Here is an 18,243-nt window from a genome sequence, read left to right on the forward strand (position 1 = left end):
GCGGGCCGTGGATGGAGTACCCTCGGCGACCCCGGGCTCACTAGTCAAATTTGAGGAATCTGACATCGCTGTGCACAGGCTCCCTGCGGCAACGCTCAACGAGATCTCTGAACTGTCCCGCTGCTCCGCAGTCTTCCTCCCCGCGGATCCGGCCCGTACCGGCCTGATCGCGTTCTGGAATGCGGACGGTAGCACCCCTCCCGTCGATCCAGGCAGTCAGACGGAGGTGACGGTCGTCGGAAGCGACCTCGAACCGTACGCGGTCCCGGCGTTGCTGATGCCCGTGCGGGACGCGCTACCGGTCCTGACACGTGCGCGGACGAACGCTCACGCCTCCCCCTCCGCCGCCTTCTGGGGCGCCGCCGGAGTCCTCGCGCTGCAGTTCGTCGCGCGCGGACTGCTGCTGCCCGGACTGAGCCCGGCGGACCACGACGCCTGGCGTGCCGGACCGCTGTCCGCGGACGACCTCCAGCGGATCCGGACGCTGGCGGCCTCCATGCCGCCCGATGCACACGCCGTACCGCTCGACGCCGCGGCCTCTCCTGTGCTGCTGGCCGAACCCGAGTCGTTGCTGCGCTCGTTCCTCGACGCGGTGGCGGACGGACTGCCACGCACACCGGCGGCCGCGTCGGTCACGGGCGCACCCGCGTTCGCCGCCCCGGTGGCGCAGCACCTGCCCGGTCTTCGGCCATGGGCGGCCGATGTGGCGGCCGGTCACGACGCGGGCGTGCGGCTCTCCCTGCGCATCGAGGTCTCGGGGCTCGGTGACGCAGAGGGCTTGGAGGAGACAGAGGGGGCGGACAAGGCCGGCCGTGCACCCTCGTTCCGTGCGGTCCTGCAGATCCACAGCGTCCAGGACCCTGCCGTGGTCGCCGACGCGGCGGATGTATGGGCCGACCGCTCCCCCGCCGCGTCGCTGTTCGGTCCCCGCGCGCGCATGGACGCCCTGCTCGCTCTGCGGCGCGCCGCCCGCGCCTGGCCCCCGCTGACGCCCCTTCTGTCGGCTGCGGTGCCGGACGCGGTCGAGCCTGCCGACGAGGAGATCGCGGAACTGCTCGGCCCGGCGTCCACGGCGCTCGCCGCGACGGGCGTCCAGGTGCACTGGCCCAGGGAACTGGCGAGGAAGCTCACCGCGAAGGCGGTGATCGGCCCGCAGGACGGCGGGGAGGGGCAGGATCCTCGGAGCGGATCGGACACACCCTCCTTCCTGTCGGCCGACGCCCTGCTCACGTTCGACTGGCTGTTCGCTCTCGGCGACAGGAAACTGAGCCGGGCGGAACTCGACCGGCTGGCCGAGGCGGGCAGACCGCTGGTCAGACTGCGTGACCAGTGGGTGCTCATCGACCCTGAAGACGCCCGGCGGGCCCGCGAGACGCGGGACCGCAAGGTCACCCCCATCGACGCCCTGCGGGCGGTACTGACCGGCACCACCGAGGTCGACGGCCGCCGGGTGGCGGTGGCCGCGACCGGCTGGCTCGAGCAGCTGCGCGCCCGGATCGCCGACCCGCAGTCGGAGGACCGCCGGGCGGTCGGACAGCCGGGCTCGCTCGACGCGAGTCTGCGCGACTACCAGTTGCGCGGTCTGAACTGGCTGCACACCATGACCTCGCTCGGTCTCGGCTGCTGCCTCGCCGACGACATGGGTCTGGGCAAGACGATCACGCTCATCGCTCTCCATCTGCACCGGCAGGGCATCGAGTCGGCCGCTGGGCCCACGCTCGTGGTGTGCCCGACCTCACTGATGGGCAACTGGCAGCGGGAGATCGAGAAGTTCGCCCCCGGCACGCCGGTGTGCCGCTTCCACGGGGGGACGCGCTCGCTCGACGACCTGGCGGACGGCGAGTTCGTACTCACCACCTACGGCACGATGCGTCTCGACACGGCACGACTGGCGCAGGTGTCCTGGGGCATGGTCGTCGCCGATGAGGCTCAGCACGTCAAGAACCCGCACTCGGCGACCGCCAGGCAACTGCGCACCATCGGCGGGCGGGCACGTGTCGCCCTCACCGGCACCCCGGTGGAGAACAACCTCTCCGAGCTGTGGGCGATCCTCGACTGGACGACCCCGGGGCTGCTCGGGCGGCTCGGCACGTTCCGTACCCGCTACGCGAGCGCGGTGGAGGGAGGCAACGATCCCGCGGCGGCAGAGCGGCTCGCCTCCCTGGTCCGGCCGTTCCTTCTGCGGCGCCGCAAGTCCGACCCCGGCATCGCACCGGAACTGCCGCCGAAGACGGAGACCGACCGCGCCGTGTCGCTCACGGCGGAGCAGACCGGTCTGTACGAGGCGGTGGTGCGCGAGACGCTCGACGAGATCGCCGGCGCCGACGGTTTCGCACGACGCGGGCTGGTGATGAAGCTGCTGACGGCGCTCAAGCAGATCTGCAACCACCCGGCGCAGTACCTCAAGGAGGAGCGGCCGCGGATCGTGGACCGTTCGGGGAAGGTGGAGCTGCTGGACGAACTCCTCGACACGATCCTCGCCGAAGGCGCGAGCGTGCTGGTGTTCACCCAGTACGTGCGGATGGCTCGGCTGCTGGAACAGCATCTGGCGGCGCGCGGCGTCCTCACCCAGTTCCTGCACGGGGGCACCCCGGTCGCCGAGCGGGAGGCCATGGTGAACCGCTTCCAGGAGGGCGAGGCTCCGGTGTTCCTGCTGTCGCTCAAGGCCGCGGGCACGGGACTCAACCTCACCCGGGCCGGTCATGTCGTGCACTTCGACCGCTGGTGGAATCCGGCCGTGGAGGCACAGGCCACGGACCGTGCCTACCGGATCGGGCAGACGCAGCCGGTGCAGGTGCACCGGCTGATCGCCGAGGGCACCATCGAGGACCGGATCGCCGCGATGCTGGCCCGGAAACAGGGGCTCGCGGACGCGGTACTGGGCAGCGGCGAGGCCGCACTCACTGAACTGAGCGATGCCGAGCTGGCCGACCTGGTCCAACTGCGAGGGGGCGCACGATGAATGACAGTCACGAGCCGGAACGTACCTTCGCCGCACTTCCGCCCACTCAGGGCCTCGGATTCGCCTCCTCCTGGTGGGGGCGGGCGTGGCTGAAGGCACTGGAGGACACGGCACTCGACGGTGCACAGCTCAAGAGGGGACGGAAGCTGGCCCGCGAGGGCAGGGTCGGCGCGGTGTCCGTCCGGCCCGGCCGGCTCACCGCGGTCGTGCAGGACCGCGACTCGACGGCGTACCGCAGTGACGTGCTGCTCCAGGAGCTGAGCGAGGAGGAGTGGGACCGTTTCCTGGACATGGCGTCCGAACGGTCGGGGCACATCGCCGCACTGCTCGACCGTGAGATGCCACCGCATCTGGTGGAGGACGCGGCTGCCGCCGGCCTCGATCTGCTGCCGGGGATCGGCGACCTGGAGCCCGAGTGCAGCTGCGAGGCGTGGGACCACTGCCCGCATTCGGGGGCCTTGTGCTACCAGGTGGCACGGTTGCTCGACCAGGACCCCTTCGTGCTGCTGTTGTTGCGGGGGCGCGACGAGCGACGGCTGCTCGACGAGTTGCAGGACCGCAGCGCCGCGCGTGCGGTCCGGACGGGTGGTGGGCCGCCGGCGGAGGATCCGGCCGGCGGGCCGGGGTCGCAGGGAGTACGGGCCGACGAGGCGTACGCGGCGCGCGACATCCTGCCGCCGCTGCCTCCTCCCCCGCCCCTGCCTGCGGAACCGGGCGTGCCGCCTTCGCTCGACGTGGAGGCGGAACCGCATACGGGCATCGACTCCGCGGCTCTGGAGTTCCTGGCGGCGGACAGCGCCGCACGGGCGTTCGCGATGCTGGCGGAAGCTCTGGCCGTGGGTCACGAACAGCAGCCCCTGGAGGCCGGCTTGACCGCGGAACAGGATGCGGTGCGGCTGGCTGCCGACGGCAGGCCCGACGACCGGATCACGGCGCGCCTCGGCACGGTGGCGGGACGCGGGCCGGCCGGGCTCGATGCCGCGGTGCGGGCCTGGCGTTACGGCGGGCCGGCCGCGCTGACGGTGTACGACGAGGAGTGGCTACCGGGCCAGGAAGAGCTCGCCCGCGCCCGGGCGCAGCTCGCCGCGGCTTGGGACGAGGGCGAGAGCCCGCAGCTCCGTGCGGCCGGGAACCGCTGGACCGTGGTCGGTTCGGGTGTCCAGCTGCGGTACGGGCGCGACGGGCGATGGTGGCCGTATGCCAAGGAGCGGGGCCGGTGGGTGCCGGCCGGCCCGGCGGAGGACGATCCGGCGGCCGCCCTGGCCGGGGTGCTGTCGGGCCCCTGAGGCCCGGGGGTTGCTCGTCGCGTACGGTCTCCGTCCGGGCGGAACCGTACGGTGGGGCGGCGCGTGTAGAGCCGTAGACCGGAACCACGTACCACGCACAGGAGTGCTGATGCAGCGCAGACGGATTCTTCAGGGGGCCGCGGTCACGGCCGCCGCGGCGCTCCTTCCGGCGTCCGTCCGGGCCGTGGCCGCCCCCACGGCTGAGACGGATCACCCCCGAGCGCAATGGCATCCGGCTTCCGCGTCCAACTACACGCCCTCGAGCCGCCCTTCGGCACACCGGGTGGACCAGGTCATCATCCATGTCGCACAGCAGACGTTCACCCAGACGATCGGCATCTTCCAGAATCCGGCCAAGCAGGTGTCCGCCCACTACGTGGTGCGTTCGGGCGACGGCTTCGTGGCCCAGTGCGTGCGGGAACAGGACATCGCCTGGCACGCGGGGAACTGGGACAACAACACCCGGAGCATCGGCATCGAGCACGAAGGCTGGGTCGACCAGCCGTCGTACTTCACCCACACGATGTACGCGCGGTCGGCGAAGCTGACGGCGGACATCTGTGACCGCTACGGCGTGCCCAAGGACCGCGCGCACATCATCGGCCATCACGAGGTCCCGGGCAGCGACCACACCGACCCCGGGGTCCACTGGGACTGGGTGCGCTACATCCGCCTCGTCAACCTGGCCTGATACCCGGCCGGCGGGTGGCGGTGGAGCGATTCCCCCGCCACCCGCCGGGCCTGGTGAGATCGGTCAGCCCGCCGCGTTGCGCCAGACCGTCAGGTCCAGGGTCATGTACTTGCTCGGCGAGTCCTCGGCCGAGAAGCCCTGGACCGTCACGAGGCCGATGTGGCCCGTGCCCGTGAACACGCAGACCTGGCGGCCCTTCGACAGCTTCTCGGTGGCGATGTTCTCCGCGAACCTGGTGTCCGCACGGCACGCCTCGAGCGACCCCACCTGCGACGGGTCGAGCAGCACGAGCTTTCCGTCCGTGCTCTCCGCGTCGAGGTAACCACCCGTGTCGTAGGAGAGTTCGTACCCGGCGTCCTCGCCTTCCTGAGGGCGTACGTCCTCATCCGCGAGCGTCAGGTGGTAGCCCGCGGTGAGGTTGATGCCGTTGTACTCGGCGGGCTCCGGGGCGGGCTTGTCCCCCGCCTCGTCGACCGAGGTGTCCGCAGGCTTCGCGTCCGGCTCCGGCGTCCCGCCCGTGCCCTTCTCCTGCCCGCCCTGGGGCGCACTGCCGCCCTGCGTCTGCTTCTCGTCGTCCTTGCCGAGCAGGTACGCCGTGGCGCCGCCCGCGATTCCGAAGACCAAGGCGGCCGCGAGAACGATGAACAGGCCGCGCCGCCCCGCACTCTCCTTCGGCACGGGAGGCTGGTTCATGGTGGCGGGCATGGGGTGCCCGGCCCCGGGATAGGCCTGCGCGGGGTATTGCGTGGGCCCGTAGGCACGACTCCGAGCGCCCGCCGGCTGTGTGGGGTGATGCGGCTGGTGGGGGCGGTAGGGCTGCGGCGGGCCGAATCCCGGGGGCGGAGTGGCCGGAGCCTGGGAGGTCGGGGCCGGGGAGACGGGCGCGGTGGCTGAGTAACCCGCGCTCGGGGCGCTGGCGGGGGCAGCGGCCGGGGGCGGCGGCGTCCGGACGGGAGCGGGGGCCGCCGCGCGTACGGTGATGTCGGCGGCCACCGGGGCGGGAAGCCAGTCCTCGGGGCGGCGCAGTACCGTCTCCGCGTTCGCCGTCCGGCACAGTTCGATGATCTCGGCGATCGACGGCCTGCCCGCGGGATCCTTCGTGAGGCAGCGGGTGACGAGATCCGTCAGCCGGGCCGGAACCGCCGTGAGGTCGGGCTCTTCGTGCACGATCCGGTAGAGCACTCCATGGGACGTACCCTCGCCGAAAGCCGGGGCGCCCGTGGCCGCGTACGCCGCCACCTGCCCCAGGGCGAAGATGTCGGTAGCCGGTGTCACCTTGCGCCCGGCGGCCTGTTCGGGTGCCATGAACGAGGGCGTGCCGATGGTCACGCCACTGCCGGTGAGAGAGGTCGCGTCGGCCGCGTAGGCGATCCCGAAGTCGATGACCCGCGGGCCGTCGGCGGCGAGCAGCACGTTGGACGGCTTCAGGTCCCGGTGGACGATGCCCGCGCCGTGAATGACGTGGAGCGCCTCCGCCATGCCGGCGATCAGCAGCAGCACGGCCTGCACGGGCAGCGCTCCGTGCGCGACCACCGCGTCCGCGAGCGAGGGGCCGGGTACATAGGCGGTCGCCAGCCACGGCTGGGAACCGTCGGCGTCGGCGTCGATCACGGGGGCGGTGAACAGACCCTGCACCCGCTGGGCCGACTGCACCTCCTGGGCGAAGCGGCGCCGGAATTCCGGGTCCTCACCGAACTCGGGGCGGATCACCTTGATCGCCACGGGCCGCCCGCCCGGTGTGTACGACAGATAGACCTTGCCCATCCCGCCCGCGCCGAGCTTGGCGGCGATCCGGTACCCGGCGATCGTGGCCGGGTCGTCCCCCGCCAGGGGCTGGAAGATCTGGGAACTGCTGCCCGGGTCCTGCTGCTGACCGCTCATTGACTTGGTACTCCCCCGAAGGACGCTGATGGCGAACGGCACCCTATCCAAGTGGAGGGGAACCTTCGCCTCCGCCTGGTTTCCGTATCCGAACCCCGGCGTCGTGCGTGTCCGCCCCGCGGCCGTCCTCACCCGGGCGTTCCTGTGAGTCGGTTCCCTCCGCAGTGCTCTCCTCGTCCACCGTCGAGGGCCCCATGGCGCCTCCGCCGCGCAGGCGTTCCAGGTCGGAGGACCGGACCTGGACGACCAGCAGAGCGATCAGCGCCGCGACGACGGAGAACACGGCGGCTACGACGAAAGCGCTGGAGACACCCGACGCGAGCACCTGATCACCCCACGGTGCGGGGAGTTCACCCGTCCTGCGGAACTCCGACTGCTGGGCGGGGGTCGCCTCGGCGAGGAAGCGGGGCACCTGGCTTGTCGCCTCGTCGCGGCTGGCCGTGCCGAACACCGTGACCAGGATGGACAGTCCCAGCGAGCCCCCGACCTGCTGGGTGGCGTTGAGGACTCCGGAGGCGGCTCCCGCCTCTCTGGGAGCCACGCCCGACACCGCCATCAGCGTCAAGGACACGAACTGCATGCCCATGCCGAAGCCGAAGACCAGGATGGGCCCGAGAATACTGCCCAGGTAGGTGCTGTTGACATCGGTCAGTGTGAGCCAGCCGAGTCCCGCCGCCGCCAGGATCGCGCCCACCACCATGAAGGGTTTGGGGCCCCACCTGGGCAGCAGCTGCGAGGCGAGTCCCGCACTGACCGCGATGATCGCGCTCACCGGCAGGAAGGCCAGGCCGGCCCGCAACGGGCTGAAGTCGAGGATGTTCTGCACGAAGAGGGTCAGGAAGAAGAACATGCCGAACATCGCCGCGGCCAGGCTCAGCATCATCCCGTAGGCGCCGGCACGATTGCGGTCCCGGAACATGCGCAGGGGCGTGATGGGCTGCCGCGACCGGCGTTCGACGGCCAGGAAGAGCGCGAGGAAGACCACGGCGCCCACGAACGCCCCGACGGTCAGGGCGTCGGTCCAGCCGTCCTCGGAGGCCCGGATGAAACCGTAGACGAGCAGCACCATGCCGAGCGTGGAGGTGAGCGCGCCGAGAAGGTCGAAGTGGCCGGGGTGGCGTTCGGATTCCCTGATGTAACGGGGCGTCGCGAGGGCGATCAGCAGGCCGATCGGCACGTTGACGAAGAGCACCCATCGCCAGTCGAGCCACTCGACCAGGAGGCCGCCCGCGAGCAGTCCGATCGCGCTTCCGCCCGCGGACACCGCGGCGAACACGCCGAACGCCCGGTTGCGCTCGGGTCCTTCGCGGAAGGTCGTGGTGATGAGCGAGAGCGCGGTCGGTGAGGCGATGGCACCGCCGACGCCCTGCAGGGCACGCGCTGCGAGGAGTTGCCAGGACTCCTGCGAGAGGCCGCCCAGCAGCGAGGCCAGCACGAAGAGCAGCACGCCGAAGACGAAGACCCTGCGACGCCCGAGAATGTCACCCAGCCGCCCGCCGAGCAGAAGCAGCCCGCCGAAGGTCAGGGTGTAGGCGTTGATCACCCACGACAGACTCTCGGTCGAGAAGCCGAGGGAGGTCTGGATGTGCGGCAGGGCGATGTTCACGATGGTGATGTCGAGAACCACCATCAGCTGGCACGAGGCGATGATGAGCAGAGCGATCCCCTTGCCGCGGCCCCGCTCCGGGGCTTCGGCAATCGGCGAGGACTTCGCTCGGGAATCGGTCATTGCGATACGTGCCATGCGAGTCGGCAGTGAACGGAAACGTTCACTCATCGACGTTAGGACGGGCCGAACGGGACCGCCAATCGATCACGCGGCAGACGCACGGACGCTCGTCCGCACGCTCGTCCGAGGACCCCGCCGGACACGCATGGCCGGCGGGGCCGTGGGGGGAGGGAAGGGCCGGGGTCAGGTGAAGTTCACGTCACTGCACAGGAAGTACGTCTGGTCCATGTGCGAGGCCTGCCAGATCGTGTAGACCACATGCCGGCCGCTGAGGCCCGAGGTGCTCACCGGGATCTCGTAGTTCTGGCTGGGGGCGTAACCGCCGGTCTCGGCGACCAGCTGGAGGTCACCCCAGGTCAGAGCCTCGGTGGCGGGGTCGAAACCCTGCCGCGAGACATAGACCTTGAAGTAGTCGGCACCGTGGCTGGCCTGGTCGTACAGCTTCACCGTGAAGTCATCCGTGACGTCCGTGGTCTTCCACGCACCCACCGTGTCCAGCGAGTTGTACCGCCCGCTCTCGGCCCGACCGCCGCTGCACAGCTGGCCGTCGGGTACGACGGCAGGGAAATTGCCGCCGGAGCCGTTGCGGTACAGCCCGTTCCAGTTCCACATGGCGTTGGGATCGGCCTGCCACGCCTGCCAGCACATGGGGTCTTCCTGCGCCATGGCGGGGTTCTGGAAGTCGCCGCCCCAGCGCAGCCAGCAGCCGTAGTTGCGGGAGGCCGGGTCGACGACGGAGCCGTGGGCGCTCGCAGTGCCTGTCCATGGGAGAAGACAGAGGACGGCAGCGACGAATACGCCGCCGAGCCGCAGTACCCAGCCGCCTAAGTTGACGCGATCATGACATGTCATGGTGCGATCTCCATTCAGGGAGGTGGGGGGATCCACCGGCGTGGGAGCGCTCCCGCGCCACTTGCGCTCTGCCCCGCCACCCTCCCCTCAAACATTCTCGGGCGACATCACCAGTAGTGGCGGCGCCCTCCGACCGCGTGCCCCACAGCTCCCAGGAGCCACAGAGCGAGCCCGATCACGAGCAGGATGATCCCGATGGTCCACAGAACGCCGACACCCGTCACGAGGCCCAGAATCAGAAGGATGGCTCCGATGATGATCATGACTGCCTCCGGTCACAGCACCCGCACGAAGAGCGTGTGTATATATGAGCATATGACTCACGAGTCGCCATGCCCAGAGCAGTGGCCCTGTGCTGGTGCGAACGTCCGGGAGGACCGGGTCAGGTCAATCCGGGACCGGGGCAGGTCAATCGCGGGGCAGAAGGGTTCCCAGCGGGCCGAGGTCCAGATTGAGGTCCTCGGGACGCACCCCGTGCTGTTCGCAGAGTTCCGTCATCCGCTGGTCGAGCAGCATGAGCGTCGTCCCGATCTCGTCCACCTGGCTGTCGGTGAGGTCTCCCTGATCGATGCGGCGAATGGCCTGCCGCTCCATCAGCTGCCGCAGCAGTTCCACCACTGTCAGCACGAGGGCCACGAGGTCGCGCCCCAGCTGGTCCGAGTCGACGTCGAGTCGTGAGGTCGTCACAGCGGGCCTCCGTCCGCCCAGGGCGCCGGCACGCGTTCGTTGACGGAGGAGAGCAGAGCGTGGAGGGACAGGCGCACCAGCGGAACGTCCGCGATCGCGATCACCAGATCACCACTGATCACCACGCCCGTCGCAAGGACCCGGTCCAGCAGGTCGACCAACGGCACCCCGATGGGGCCGCTCAGTGGCTCGGGGTTGTCCCAGGGCACCACCTCGCGCTCCATCGCTACACCTCCCCGACGAAGGAGTACGGCACCCAGGGCCCCGACATGTCGATCCGGGCACCGGTCGCGTCCCGTAGCCTCCGGGCGAGCGCCTCGAACTCGGTTGCGCGACGGTCTGCCACCAGATAGGTGGCGTTGAGCACTTGTACGTGGCCCTTGCCTCCGCGCTCCGGAGCGTGCAGCCGCAGCCTGCGCCCTGCGGCGGCGAGGTTCTGGAACGCGGCGTCCACCGTTTCGGCGAGCTGGAGGGCGTCTTCGTGGCGCCGCTCGCGTTGCGCCTGCACCCCTCGCTTGCGCTCCAGGTAGGCGAGGCCGGCTCCGGGAGCCGGCCTCGAGCGCACGGCCTGCGTCCCCGACGGGGGCTCGGGGCTCGGCTCCGGCACCCGGGATTCGGCCGCGTAGACCTTCACGCCCCATTCGGAGTGCCCCGCGGTGCGCCGGAGGGCGGCGACGAACCGTCCGGTCTCCTCGAGCAGCGCCTGCCGGGCCCGCTCCTCGCCGTGGTACAGAGTGGCGAGCGGCAGAGGCACGGTGGGGCACGACCACGCGGCTGCCGACACCACGTCGTGGTGCGCCCGCGCATAGCGTTCGAGCTCGTCCCGGTCGGACATACGGATCTGCAACACCTCATCCGTGAAGTCCGCCGCTCGGACGGTCTGAACGATCGCGGTCAGCTCACCGAACCGCAGCCGGCGCAACGGTACGCCCGCCGCGACACCCGGCAGGCGGGCGAACACCGCCGGATCCGGTGCATTGCACACGGCGAATACGTATAGGGCGCTTCCACCCGCATCCTGTTCGAGTCCCCGCTCCGTCATGTGGCTGGATTCTCCTCGCTCATCGGTCGTCCGACATCTGGTCCGTCTTCGACTCAAGCGCGTCAATGCGCTCGCGCAGTTCACGGTTCTCGTCCTGGAGGGAATTACGTGCGGCGCGCGAACTCAGCGCGGGATCCGTCTCCCACCAGTCGATGCCGGCCTTTTTCGCAGTGTCCACGGATGCTACGAACAGGCGCAGCCGGATGGTGAGCAGTTCGATGTCGAGGAGGTCGATCTTGATGTCACCCGCGATGACGATCCCCTTGTCGAGAACACGTTCGAGAATGTCGGCGAGGTTGGTGTTCTGCGGCCCTGGGATGGGATACGTGTCCTGCCCCAGGTCGAGCTCCGTCACCTTGAGGCCCTCCGCCCGCGTCGCTTCTTCGGGGCGGGTTCCTCTTCCTCCTCTTCGGGCTCCTCCTCTTCCTCTTCCTCTTCCTCTTCCTCCTCTTCCTCTTCGGGCTCCTCCTCTTCCTCCTCTTCTCCGTCTTCCGGTTCCTCTTCGTCCTCGTACTCCTCCTCGGGCTCCCCTTCGTCCTCCTCGTCCTCCTCGCCCTCCGGCTCCTCTTCGTCCTCGTAGTCGGAGTCCTCGGAGTCCTCGGAGTCCTCTGACTCCTCGCCCTCGGCTTCCTCCTTCTCCATAGCGTCTTCGTGACTCAGGACCACTTCACCGTCGCGGATTTCACCGCGCCAGCCCTCGGCCTCTTCGTCGGTGAGCGTGACGAACTTCTGGAACAGTTTGAAGTCGAGTCGCATGCGGCGACCCTGCACCCGCCACAGGTTGCCCGTCTTCTCGAAGAATCCGGAAGGGAAGTACTCGATCACCAGGACGACCCGGGTGAGGCTCGGCGCCAGTTCGTGGAAGCTGACGCAACCACGTGTTGAGCCTTTGGCCCCCTCGGAGGTCCACACGATTCGGTCGTCGGGCACCTGCTCCTGGACCGTCGCTTTGAAACTACGCGAGGAGGGGCCGATCTTGACCTTCCAGTCGCTCGACATCTCCTCGTCCATCGAGACGCTCTGCACGCCCTTCGCGAAGCTGCCGAACTTGTCGTAGCGCGTCCAGTGGTCGTACGCGTCACGCAGGGGCACGCCTACATCGAGAACTTCGATGATGTTCATGGACTTGCCGCCGCCGGACTTGCTCTTTCCCTTCCCGCCCCCGAACGCCTCCTTGGCCTTGTCCACGACCTTGTCCTTGACGTTCCCGGCCTTCTCCGAGACGAAGGCCTTCACCGGGGAGTCGCCCTGCATGACGCGAGAAGCGATCGACGGCAACGAACCGCCGTTGTCGGCGATGTCGGTGAGCTGTCCCGTGAGGCCGGTCAGCTTGTCGCCGGCCTTCTGTGCGAGCTTCCCGGTCTGTGCACCGACGAAGTTCGAAAGCTCCTCGCGGATGCGGTCCATACCCGAGCTTTTCGCCTCGGGCTCGTCCTTGTCCGTCTTGGCCATGACTGCCTACCTCCGCCGTTCGCCGCGCTTGGACGCGGCTCGCTTCGATGACGTCGTCTTCTTGGCTGAAGCACTCTTCTTGGCCGGAGCCGATTTCTTGGCAGGCGCCTTCCGGGCCGCGGACTTCTTCGCCGGTGCCGACTTTTTGGCTGAAGCACTCTTCTTGGCCGGAGCCGACTTCTTCGCAGCCGCCTTCCTGGCCGGTGCCGACTTCTTGGCTGAAGCACTCTTCTTGGCCGGAGCCGACTTCTTCGCAGCCGCCTTCTTGGCCGGAGCCGGCTTCTTCGCTGCGGCCTTTTTGGCCGTGGTCTTCTTCGCTGCGGGCTTCTTCTCAGGTGCCTTCTTGGCGGCAGCCTTCTTCGCAGCCGGCTGCTTCTTCGCCGGCGGCCGGTTCCTCGCCGCCGCCTTCTTGCCGGCCCTGCTCCCTGCATCTTCGTCGGAGGACTTGCCCCGCCGAGCACTCGGCCGCGGCTCCTCCGGCTCGTCCTCTTCCTCGTCCGGCTCTTCCTCCTCGTCCGGCTCTTCCTCTTCCGGCTCGTCCTCTTCCTCCGGCTCCTCTTCCTCGTCCGGCTCTTCCTCCTCGTCCGGCTCCTCTTCCTCGTCCGGCTCTTCCTCCTCGTCCGGCTCCTCTTCCTCGTCCGGCTCCTCTTCCTCGTCCGGCTCCTCTTCCTCGTCCGGCTCTTCCTCCTCGTCCGGCTCCTCTTCCTCGTCCGGCTCTTCCTCTTCCTCCGGCTCCTCTTCCTCGTCCGGCTCTTCCTCCTCCTCCGGCTCCTCTTCCTCGTCCTCTACTTCCTCGCCCTCGTCGTGTTCGCCCTCGTACTCCTCGTCTTCTCCGTCTTCATCGTCTTTCTCGTCGGACTCGCTCAGCCGCGCCGTCCGGCTACTGATCGCGTCGGCCAGTGAATTCATGCCGCGGTCCGCGGCAGCCGTCAGAGCTTTCTTGCCGGATTCGAGGACCTCGCCCTTCAGTTGGTTCTGGAGTTCCGCGAATTGCGGCATTTCACCCAGTCTGCGCACGCCTTCGGCGGCGAGCTGGCGCGGTTCCAGGCCGAAGCGCCTGCCCGCGAGATAAGTGGCGACAGAGAGCGCCAGCCGGCCCTTCTTGGTGCGGCCGAGTACGTATCCGCCCACCAGAGCTGCTGCGAGCGTGGCCTTTGTCTGATCTTCCATGAGTGAGTCACCTTCGATGGTTCGGCGCGGGGCGTACTCGGGCGGCGTAGAGCCGGTCGAGCAGCTCCTCCTCTTCCCGTTCGAACTCCTCCAGGCTGACGTTGCCGTCCTCGAGCTCCTGATTCAGAGCTGCGAGCTGGGCCCTGATCACGCCTGGGTCGTGCAGCTCACGATCAGCCGCTTCGTTCACCTTGTCGGCGACCCAGATCACGCCGCGGACCGGCGCGAGGGGCAGCAGGAGCAGGCCGGTGAACAGTCCCATGTCAGACGCCTGCGACGGTCGGCCGCAGACCACGGGAGGAGACGAAGCTGTAGCAGGGCAGTGGACCTGCGACGCGAAGCTCGGCGCGTTCCCGGTGCGCGTCGGCGAACCGGCGCGCCGTGGCCCGGAAGGCGTCGCTCTCGCTCCTGTCGACGAGGAACGACACATTGAGCGCGCACCCCTGGACCTCCGGCCCGGCAGCCACCGCACGAGCCAAGGGCGTCAGTTTGTGCAGCAGTTTCTTCCCGGCCTCGGCCGCTCTGCGGGACAGAGCTGTGGCCACGGCCTCTCCGAGCCGGACGTTGGCTTCGTAATCAGGACGCCTGCGGACCGCCTCGCGCAGTCGTCGTACGTCCTTCTCCTCGGCGACCACGGCCGCGAGCGCGTCCTGGGCGGGGAGTGCCTTGACGTTGATCTCGACCCCCCGGTCGAGGTGGCGGAGAGTTGCCAGGTGCTCGGCCTGTGATCCGGCAAGCTGTGCACATACCGACGCCTCGTCCGATGCGACCACTCCGAACCGCATGGGCAGCACGGGCCCCCGGTCGGAGAGGCTCAGGAGCAGCTCCTGGTGCGCCATCAAATCGCGGCGTCGTGCCCGTAGTTGTAGTGGGGCGTCGCTCACGACGGCGGTGACCTGCCCGTCGCCGACCAGTCTCAGGGCCGCCGGAGGACTTCCCACGCCGACCGCGCCGGCCGGCAGCGCCCCGCCCTCAGGAATGATCGCGTACACGTACACACCGCTCTCGGTCACGGCTCACGCCTCCGCGTGCCGGCGCCGGCTCGCCCCGTCGCGCGCGGGCGCACGGCGCTTCTTCGGACGCTCTTCCTGCTCCTCGTCGTCGTTCTCGTCGTCGCCGCCGCCCACCGCCTTGCGGACGCTGTCGCCGACGGACTCCGCCGCCTTGCGCACCTTGCGCTTGCCGACCGACTTGGCGGCGCGCCCGCCGAGCAGCTCGGGGATGGTGGTGCTGCCCGAGTCACGTTCGAGGTCCAGCCGGTTGCACGCCTCGGCGAAGCGCAGGTAGGTGTCCACACTCGCGATGACGATGCGCGCGTCTATCTTGAGGATCTCGATGCCCACGAGCGACACACGGACGAACACGTCGATGACCATGCCCCGGTCGAGGATGAGTTCCAGAACGTCGTAGAGCGTGCCGGCCCTGGGCGGGCACGGGGCGACTTCGTCGGCGTACATGGTTGTGGTCATGGAGCGTCCTTCCGGGTGTGAGGCGAAGCGGTTCATTCGTCGGCGGAGCCGCGCCGGTAGCGGCGGACCCTGCTGTACTCCTTGAGTTCGCCCCGCTCATCGATCTGCACCTCGTAGGAGGCCAACAGGCTCGTGGTGTCCGGGATGCGGGGCACTTCGAGTACGTCGACGACGACGCACCATCCGTCGTCTTTGCGCCGCACGGCCGACACCCCCTCCGCGGGGTGGCAGATCAGTCTTTCGAGGCTCTCGCAGGCAGCACGCGCAGCATCCTCGGGGCCGCGTCGGGACGAGGAGCGGGGGGCTGCCGTTTTCGTTGTCTGCCCGGATCGGGCTCGACGAGTCTCTGCCATGGAACTCAGTCTCATCAGGATCGGCTTCGGCGCATCTCGACGGATCGAAAGGCGATCGGAGGCACTCACCCTTTCGGCGTTCCGGCGGGACGCATCGCACCGGACGCGTGCAGAGTCGTAGGCATGAGTGAGAGCCATGACCCCCGCAGGCCCGATGAAGAGCACGTACGGCCGTCCGGGGCCGGCGACACCACCGTCGAGGCACTCGGAGCGCTGACGGAGGCGCTGGAGAAGGTGGAGCGTGCCCGTGGGCAGCTCTACGGATTCCACCAGCTCACGGGCGGCGCGGACCTGACGCTGGACCGGGCGGTCGAGCTGCTCCGGATGGGTGGCCATCCGGAGCAGGCCGATCTGGTCCAGCGTGAGATCCTCGGCCGCAACGTCATTCCCGGCTGCTGGACCTTCCAGGTCGTCGAGGCGTACGACGACACGTACTACCGGCCGTTCGTCGCGGTCGAGGAGCGGGTGCGCCAGGAACTCGTGGGAGGCCGACGGCACCTCTTCGAGGCGGAGATGAAGGAAGCCCGCCGTACGCACGGGCATCCTCATCACACCGCGCGGCCCTGACGATGGATCCGGCAGACGCCCTGCGAAGGATCGCCTTCCTGCTGGAGCGGTCCCAGGCAGCCACATACCGGGTGAAGGCCTTCCGCACGGCGGCGGACGCGATCAGTTCCATGGAGGGGAAGGAGCTCGCCGAGCGGGTGGCCCGCGGTTCGCTGGAGACGGTGCGCGGGATCGGGCCGAAGACGGCGAAGGTGATCCGTGAGGCCGTGGAAGGCGCGACGCCCGGCTATCTCGAAGTGCTGGAGGAAGAGGCCTCGGGCCCGTTGGCCTCGGGCGGTGAGTCCCTTCTCGCCGCCCTCCGGGGGGACTGCCACATGCACTCGGACTGGTCCGACGGCGGCAGCCCGATCGCGGAGATGGGCCGGACCGCGATCGAGCTGGGCCACGAGTGGGCGGTGCTCACGGACCACTCCCCCAGGCTGACCGTGGCCAACGGTCTCTCGACCGAGCGCCTTCTCGATCAGCTGTCCGTCGTGGCGGAACTCAACGAGAGGTGGGCGCCCTTCCGTCTCCTCACCGGAATCGAGTGCGACATTCTCGCCGACGGGTCGCTGGACCAGGACCCAGACGTGCTGGAGCGGCTCGACGTGGTGGTCGTCTCGGTCCATTCGAAGCTGCGCATGGACGCCGCGACGATGACGGAGCGGATGCTCGCCGCCGTTCGCAATCCGCATGCGGATGTCCTCGGGCACTGCACCGGACGGCTCCTCGGCGGAAAGAAGCGGCCGGAGTCACAGTTCGACGCCGATCGGGTCTTCGCGGCGTGTGCCGAGGCAGGGACGGCGGTGGAGATCAACTGCCGCCCGGAGCGGCTCGATCCGCCACGCGATCTGCTGCGGCGGGCGGTCGCGTCGGGTGCTCTGCTCTCGATCGACACCGACGCGCACGCGCCGGGGCAGCTGGACTGGCAGCCCTACGGCTGCGCACGGGCCGAGGAATGCGGTGTCCCCGCGGATCGGGTGGTCACCACATGGCCGGTCGAGCGGCTCCTGGACTGGACGGGCGAGTAGGCCCGGACCGGGGGCCGTCGGCGAGGACGGGCCGGTCGCGAGCGTTCGGCGTACAGTCGATCACGGTTGTCCATGTGACTCCGGGGCATGCCGGGGCAGGAGGAAATCCATGTCACGTCACCGCACAGACCCCTCTCTTCCGCGAGCCCGCGGAGCGCTCTCCGCAGGGGTGATCGATTATCTGCAGGGCCACGGCGCGCTGCCGGATCCGGGCGCCGCCCGGGCTGCCGAGCCCCACGGCGACGATCTGCAGCTCGCCCTGTACGTCTGCTACGAGCTTCACTACCGGGGATTCGCGGGTGTACGCCCCGAACTGGAGTGGGATCCCCCCCTGCTGGCCGTCCGCGCCGCGCTCGAGGACCGCTTCCTCTCGGCTCTCCGGGACGAGGCCACGGAGACGGCGAGCCTGGACGACATCCTGGACGGACTCCTCCTGGAACCGGTGCGCGGTACCGGCCTCTCCTGGTTCCTGCAGGACCGGGGCGAGCTCCGTCACCTGCGCGACTACGCCGTGCAGCGTTCGCTGTACCACCTCAAGGAGGCCGACCCTCATGCCTGGGTGCTCCCCCGGCTCAGCGGGCGCGCCAAGGCCGGCATGGCGGCGATCGAGTACGACGAGTTCGGTGCGGGACGCGCGGACCGTGTCCACGCCCAGCTGTTCGCCGACCTCATGACCGATCTGGGCCTCGACACCACGTACGGCCGGTATCTGGACGAGGGCTGTGCGCCCATGCTGGCCCTGGTGAACCAGATGTCCCTTTTCGGCCTGCACCGTCGGCTGCGCGGAGCGCTGGTGGGTCACTTCGCCGCAGTCGAGATCACGTCCTCCCCCGCTTCGCGGCGCCTCGCCCAGGCCATGAAGCGAACCGGCGCGGGTCCCGCGGCGGAGTTCTTCTACACCGAGCACGTCGAAGCGGACGCGGTGCACGAGCAGGTGGTGCGCCGCGACGTGATCGGCGGTCTGCTCGAGGACGAACCGGAACTGGCGGCCGACATCGCGTTCGGCATCACGGCTACCTCGTGTCTCGAGGACCGGCTCGGAGACCGGCTGCTGGCGGACTGGCGGGCCTGAGGCGCCGTCCTCGTCCGCAC

At 69.3% G+C, this 18,243-nt stretch carries 20 protein-coding genes; 6 read left to right on the plus strand and 14 right to left on the minus strand.

The window, feature by feature from the left end; all coding sequences use genetic code 11:
* The first annotated feature begins 70 nt into the window (after positions 1–70).
* The 3 genes from OO67_RS20005 to OO67_RS20015 all read left to right on the plus strand — a co-directional run bounded on the left by OO67_RS20005 (position 71) and on the right by OO67_RS20015 (position 4,939).
* Entirely contained in the window at positions 71–2,962 is a 2,892-nt protein-coding gene (locus tag OO67_RS20005; RefSeq protein WP_033302335.1) for a DEAD/DEAH box helicase, read from the plus strand.
* On the plus strand, positions 2,959–4,248 hold the full coding sequence (locus OO67_RS20010; RefSeq protein ID WP_033302338.1) for an SWIM zinc finger family protein: 1,290 nt from the start codon (positions 2,959–2,961) through the stop codon (positions 4,246–4,248). The genes OO67_RS20005 and OO67_RS20010 overlap by 4 nt, the downstream gene beginning before the upstream one ends.
* 109 nt (positions 4,249–4,357) lie before the next feature.
* On the plus strand, positions 4,358–4,939 hold the full coding sequence (locus tag OO67_RS20015; RefSeq protein ID WP_033302339.1) for an N-acetylmuramoyl-L-alanine amidase: 582 nt from the start codon (positions 4,358–4,360) through the stop codon (positions 4,937–4,939).
* A gap of 63 nt (positions 4,940–5,002) precedes the next feature.
* On the opposite strand, the gene OO67_RS20020 is transcribed toward OO67_RS20015, so the two are convergent.
* The 14 genes from OO67_RS20020 to OO67_RS20080 all read right to left on the minus strand — a co-directional run bounded on the left by OO67_RS20020 (position 5,003) and on the right by OO67_RS20080 (position 15,574).
* Positions 5,003–6,820 carry a serine/threonine-protein kinase gene (locus OO67_RS20020; protein ID WP_033302340.1) on the minus strand — a complete coding sequence of 606 codons (1,818 nt, stop codon included), beginning with the start codon at positions 6,818–6,820 and terminating at the stop codon, positions 5,003–5,005.
* A gap of 43 nt (positions 6,821–6,863) precedes the next feature.
* A complete protein-coding gene (locus tag OO67_RS20025) occupies positions 6,864–8,549 on the minus strand; it encodes an MFS transporter (protein WP_033302341.1) in 1,686 nt (561 codons plus the stop codon).
* Positions 8,550–8,732: 183 nt separating this feature from the next.
* Entirely contained in the window at positions 8,733–9,401 is a 669-nt protein-coding gene (locus OO67_RS20030) for a lytic polysaccharide monooxygenase auxiliary activity family 9 protein (protein ID WP_033302343.1), read from the minus strand.
* Between the two features lie 107 nt (positions 9,402–9,508).
* Positions 9,509–9,664 carry a DUF6131 family protein gene (locus tag OO67_RS39050; protein WP_167748664.1) on the minus strand — a complete coding sequence of 52 codons (156 nt, stop codon included), beginning with the start codon at positions 9,662–9,664 and terminating at the stop codon, positions 9,509–9,511.
* Positions 9,665–9,809: 145 nt separating this feature from the next.
* The gene (locus OO67_RS20035) at positions 9,810–10,088 is read right to left on the minus strand and encodes a gas vesicle protein K (RefSeq protein ID WP_033302347.1); all 279 of its coding nucleotides are present in this window, start codon (positions 10,086–10,088) and stop codon (positions 9,810–9,812) included.
* Entirely contained in the window at positions 10,085–10,312 is a 228-nt protein-coding gene (locus tag OO67_RS20040) for a gas vesicle protein (RefSeq protein WP_033302348.1), read from the minus strand. The genes OO67_RS20035 and OO67_RS20040 overlap by 4 nt, the downstream gene beginning before the upstream one ends.
* A gap of 2 nt (positions 10,313–10,314) precedes the next feature.
* The gene (locus tag OO67_RS20045; RefSeq protein WP_033302350.1) at positions 10,315–11,130 is read right to left on the minus strand and encodes a GvpL/GvpF family gas vesicle protein; all 816 of its coding nucleotides are present in this window, start codon (positions 11,128–11,130) and stop codon (positions 10,315–10,317) included.
* 19 nt (positions 11,131–11,149) lie between these two features.
* Complete coding sequence (locus tag OO67_RS20050) at positions 11,150–11,485, minus strand: gas vesicle protein (RefSeq protein ID WP_033302353.1); 336 nt, start codon at positions 11,483–11,485, stop codon at positions 11,150–11,152.
* Positions 11,482–12,582 carry an SRPBCC family protein gene (locus OO67_RS20055; protein WP_033302356.1) on the minus strand — a complete coding sequence of 367 codons (1,101 nt, stop codon included), beginning with the start codon at positions 12,580–12,582 and terminating at the stop codon, positions 11,482–11,484. Before OO67_RS20055 ends, OO67_RS20050 begins: the two co-directional genes overlap by 4 nt.
* Before the next feature lie 6 nt (positions 12,583–12,588).
* On the minus strand, positions 12,589–13,752 hold the full coding sequence (locus OO67_RS20060) for a hypothetical protein (RefSeq protein WP_033302358.1): 1,164 nt from the start codon (positions 13,750–13,752) through the stop codon (positions 12,589–12,591).
* A 7-nt stretch (positions 13,753–13,759) separates the two neighbouring features.
* Positions 13,760–14,014: a gas vesicle protein GvpG gene (locus OO67_RS20065; RefSeq protein ID WP_033302359.1), complete on the minus strand. Its 255-nt coding sequence runs from the start codon at positions 14,012–14,014 to the stop codon at positions 13,760–13,762.
* Between the two features lies 1 nt (position 14,015).
* Entirely contained in the window at positions 14,016–14,765 is a 750-nt protein-coding gene (locus OO67_RS20070) for a GvpL/GvpF family gas vesicle protein (protein ID WP_033302360.1), read from the minus strand.
* A gap of 3 nt (positions 14,766–14,768) precedes the next feature.
* A complete protein-coding gene (gvpJ, locus tag OO67_RS20075; RefSeq protein WP_033302361.1) occupies positions 14,769–15,221 on the minus strand; it encodes a gas vesicle protein GvpJ in 453 nt (150 codons plus the stop codon).
* A 32-nt stretch (positions 15,222–15,253) separates the two neighbouring features.
* Positions 15,254–15,574: a gas vesicle protein GvpO gene (locus OO67_RS20080; RefSeq protein WP_033302362.1), complete on the minus strand. Its 321-nt coding sequence runs from the start codon at positions 15,572–15,574 to the stop codon at positions 15,254–15,256.
* A 123-nt stretch (positions 15,575–15,697) separates the two neighbouring features.
* On the opposite strand from OO67_RS20080, the gene OO67_RS20085 reads away from it, so the two are divergent.
* The 3 genes from OO67_RS20085 to OO67_RS20095 all read left to right on the plus strand — a co-directional run bounded on the left by OO67_RS20085 (position 15,698) and on the right by OO67_RS20095 (position 18,223).
* The gene (locus tag OO67_RS20085; protein WP_033302363.1) at positions 15,698–16,141 is read left to right on the plus strand and encodes a hypothetical protein; all 444 of its coding nucleotides are present in this window, start codon (positions 15,698–15,700) and stop codon (positions 16,139–16,141) included.
* Between the two features lie 2 nt (positions 16,142–16,143).
* A complete protein-coding gene (locus OO67_RS20090; RefSeq protein ID WP_033302366.1) occupies positions 16,144–17,151 on the plus strand; it encodes a PHP domain-containing protein in 1,008 nt (335 codons plus the stop codon).
* 109 nt (positions 17,152–17,260) lie between these two features.
* Entirely contained in the window at positions 17,261–18,223 is a 963-nt protein-coding gene (locus OO67_RS20095; RefSeq protein ID WP_033302369.1) for an iron-containing redox enzyme family protein, read from the plus strand.
* The last annotated feature ends 20 nt before the right edge of the window (positions 18,224–18,243 follow it).

This window comes from Streptomyces atroolivaceus, assembly GCF_000717025.1.
GTDB lineage: Bacteria > Actinomycetota > Actinomycetes > Streptomycetales > Streptomycetaceae > Streptomyces > Streptomyces atroolivaceus.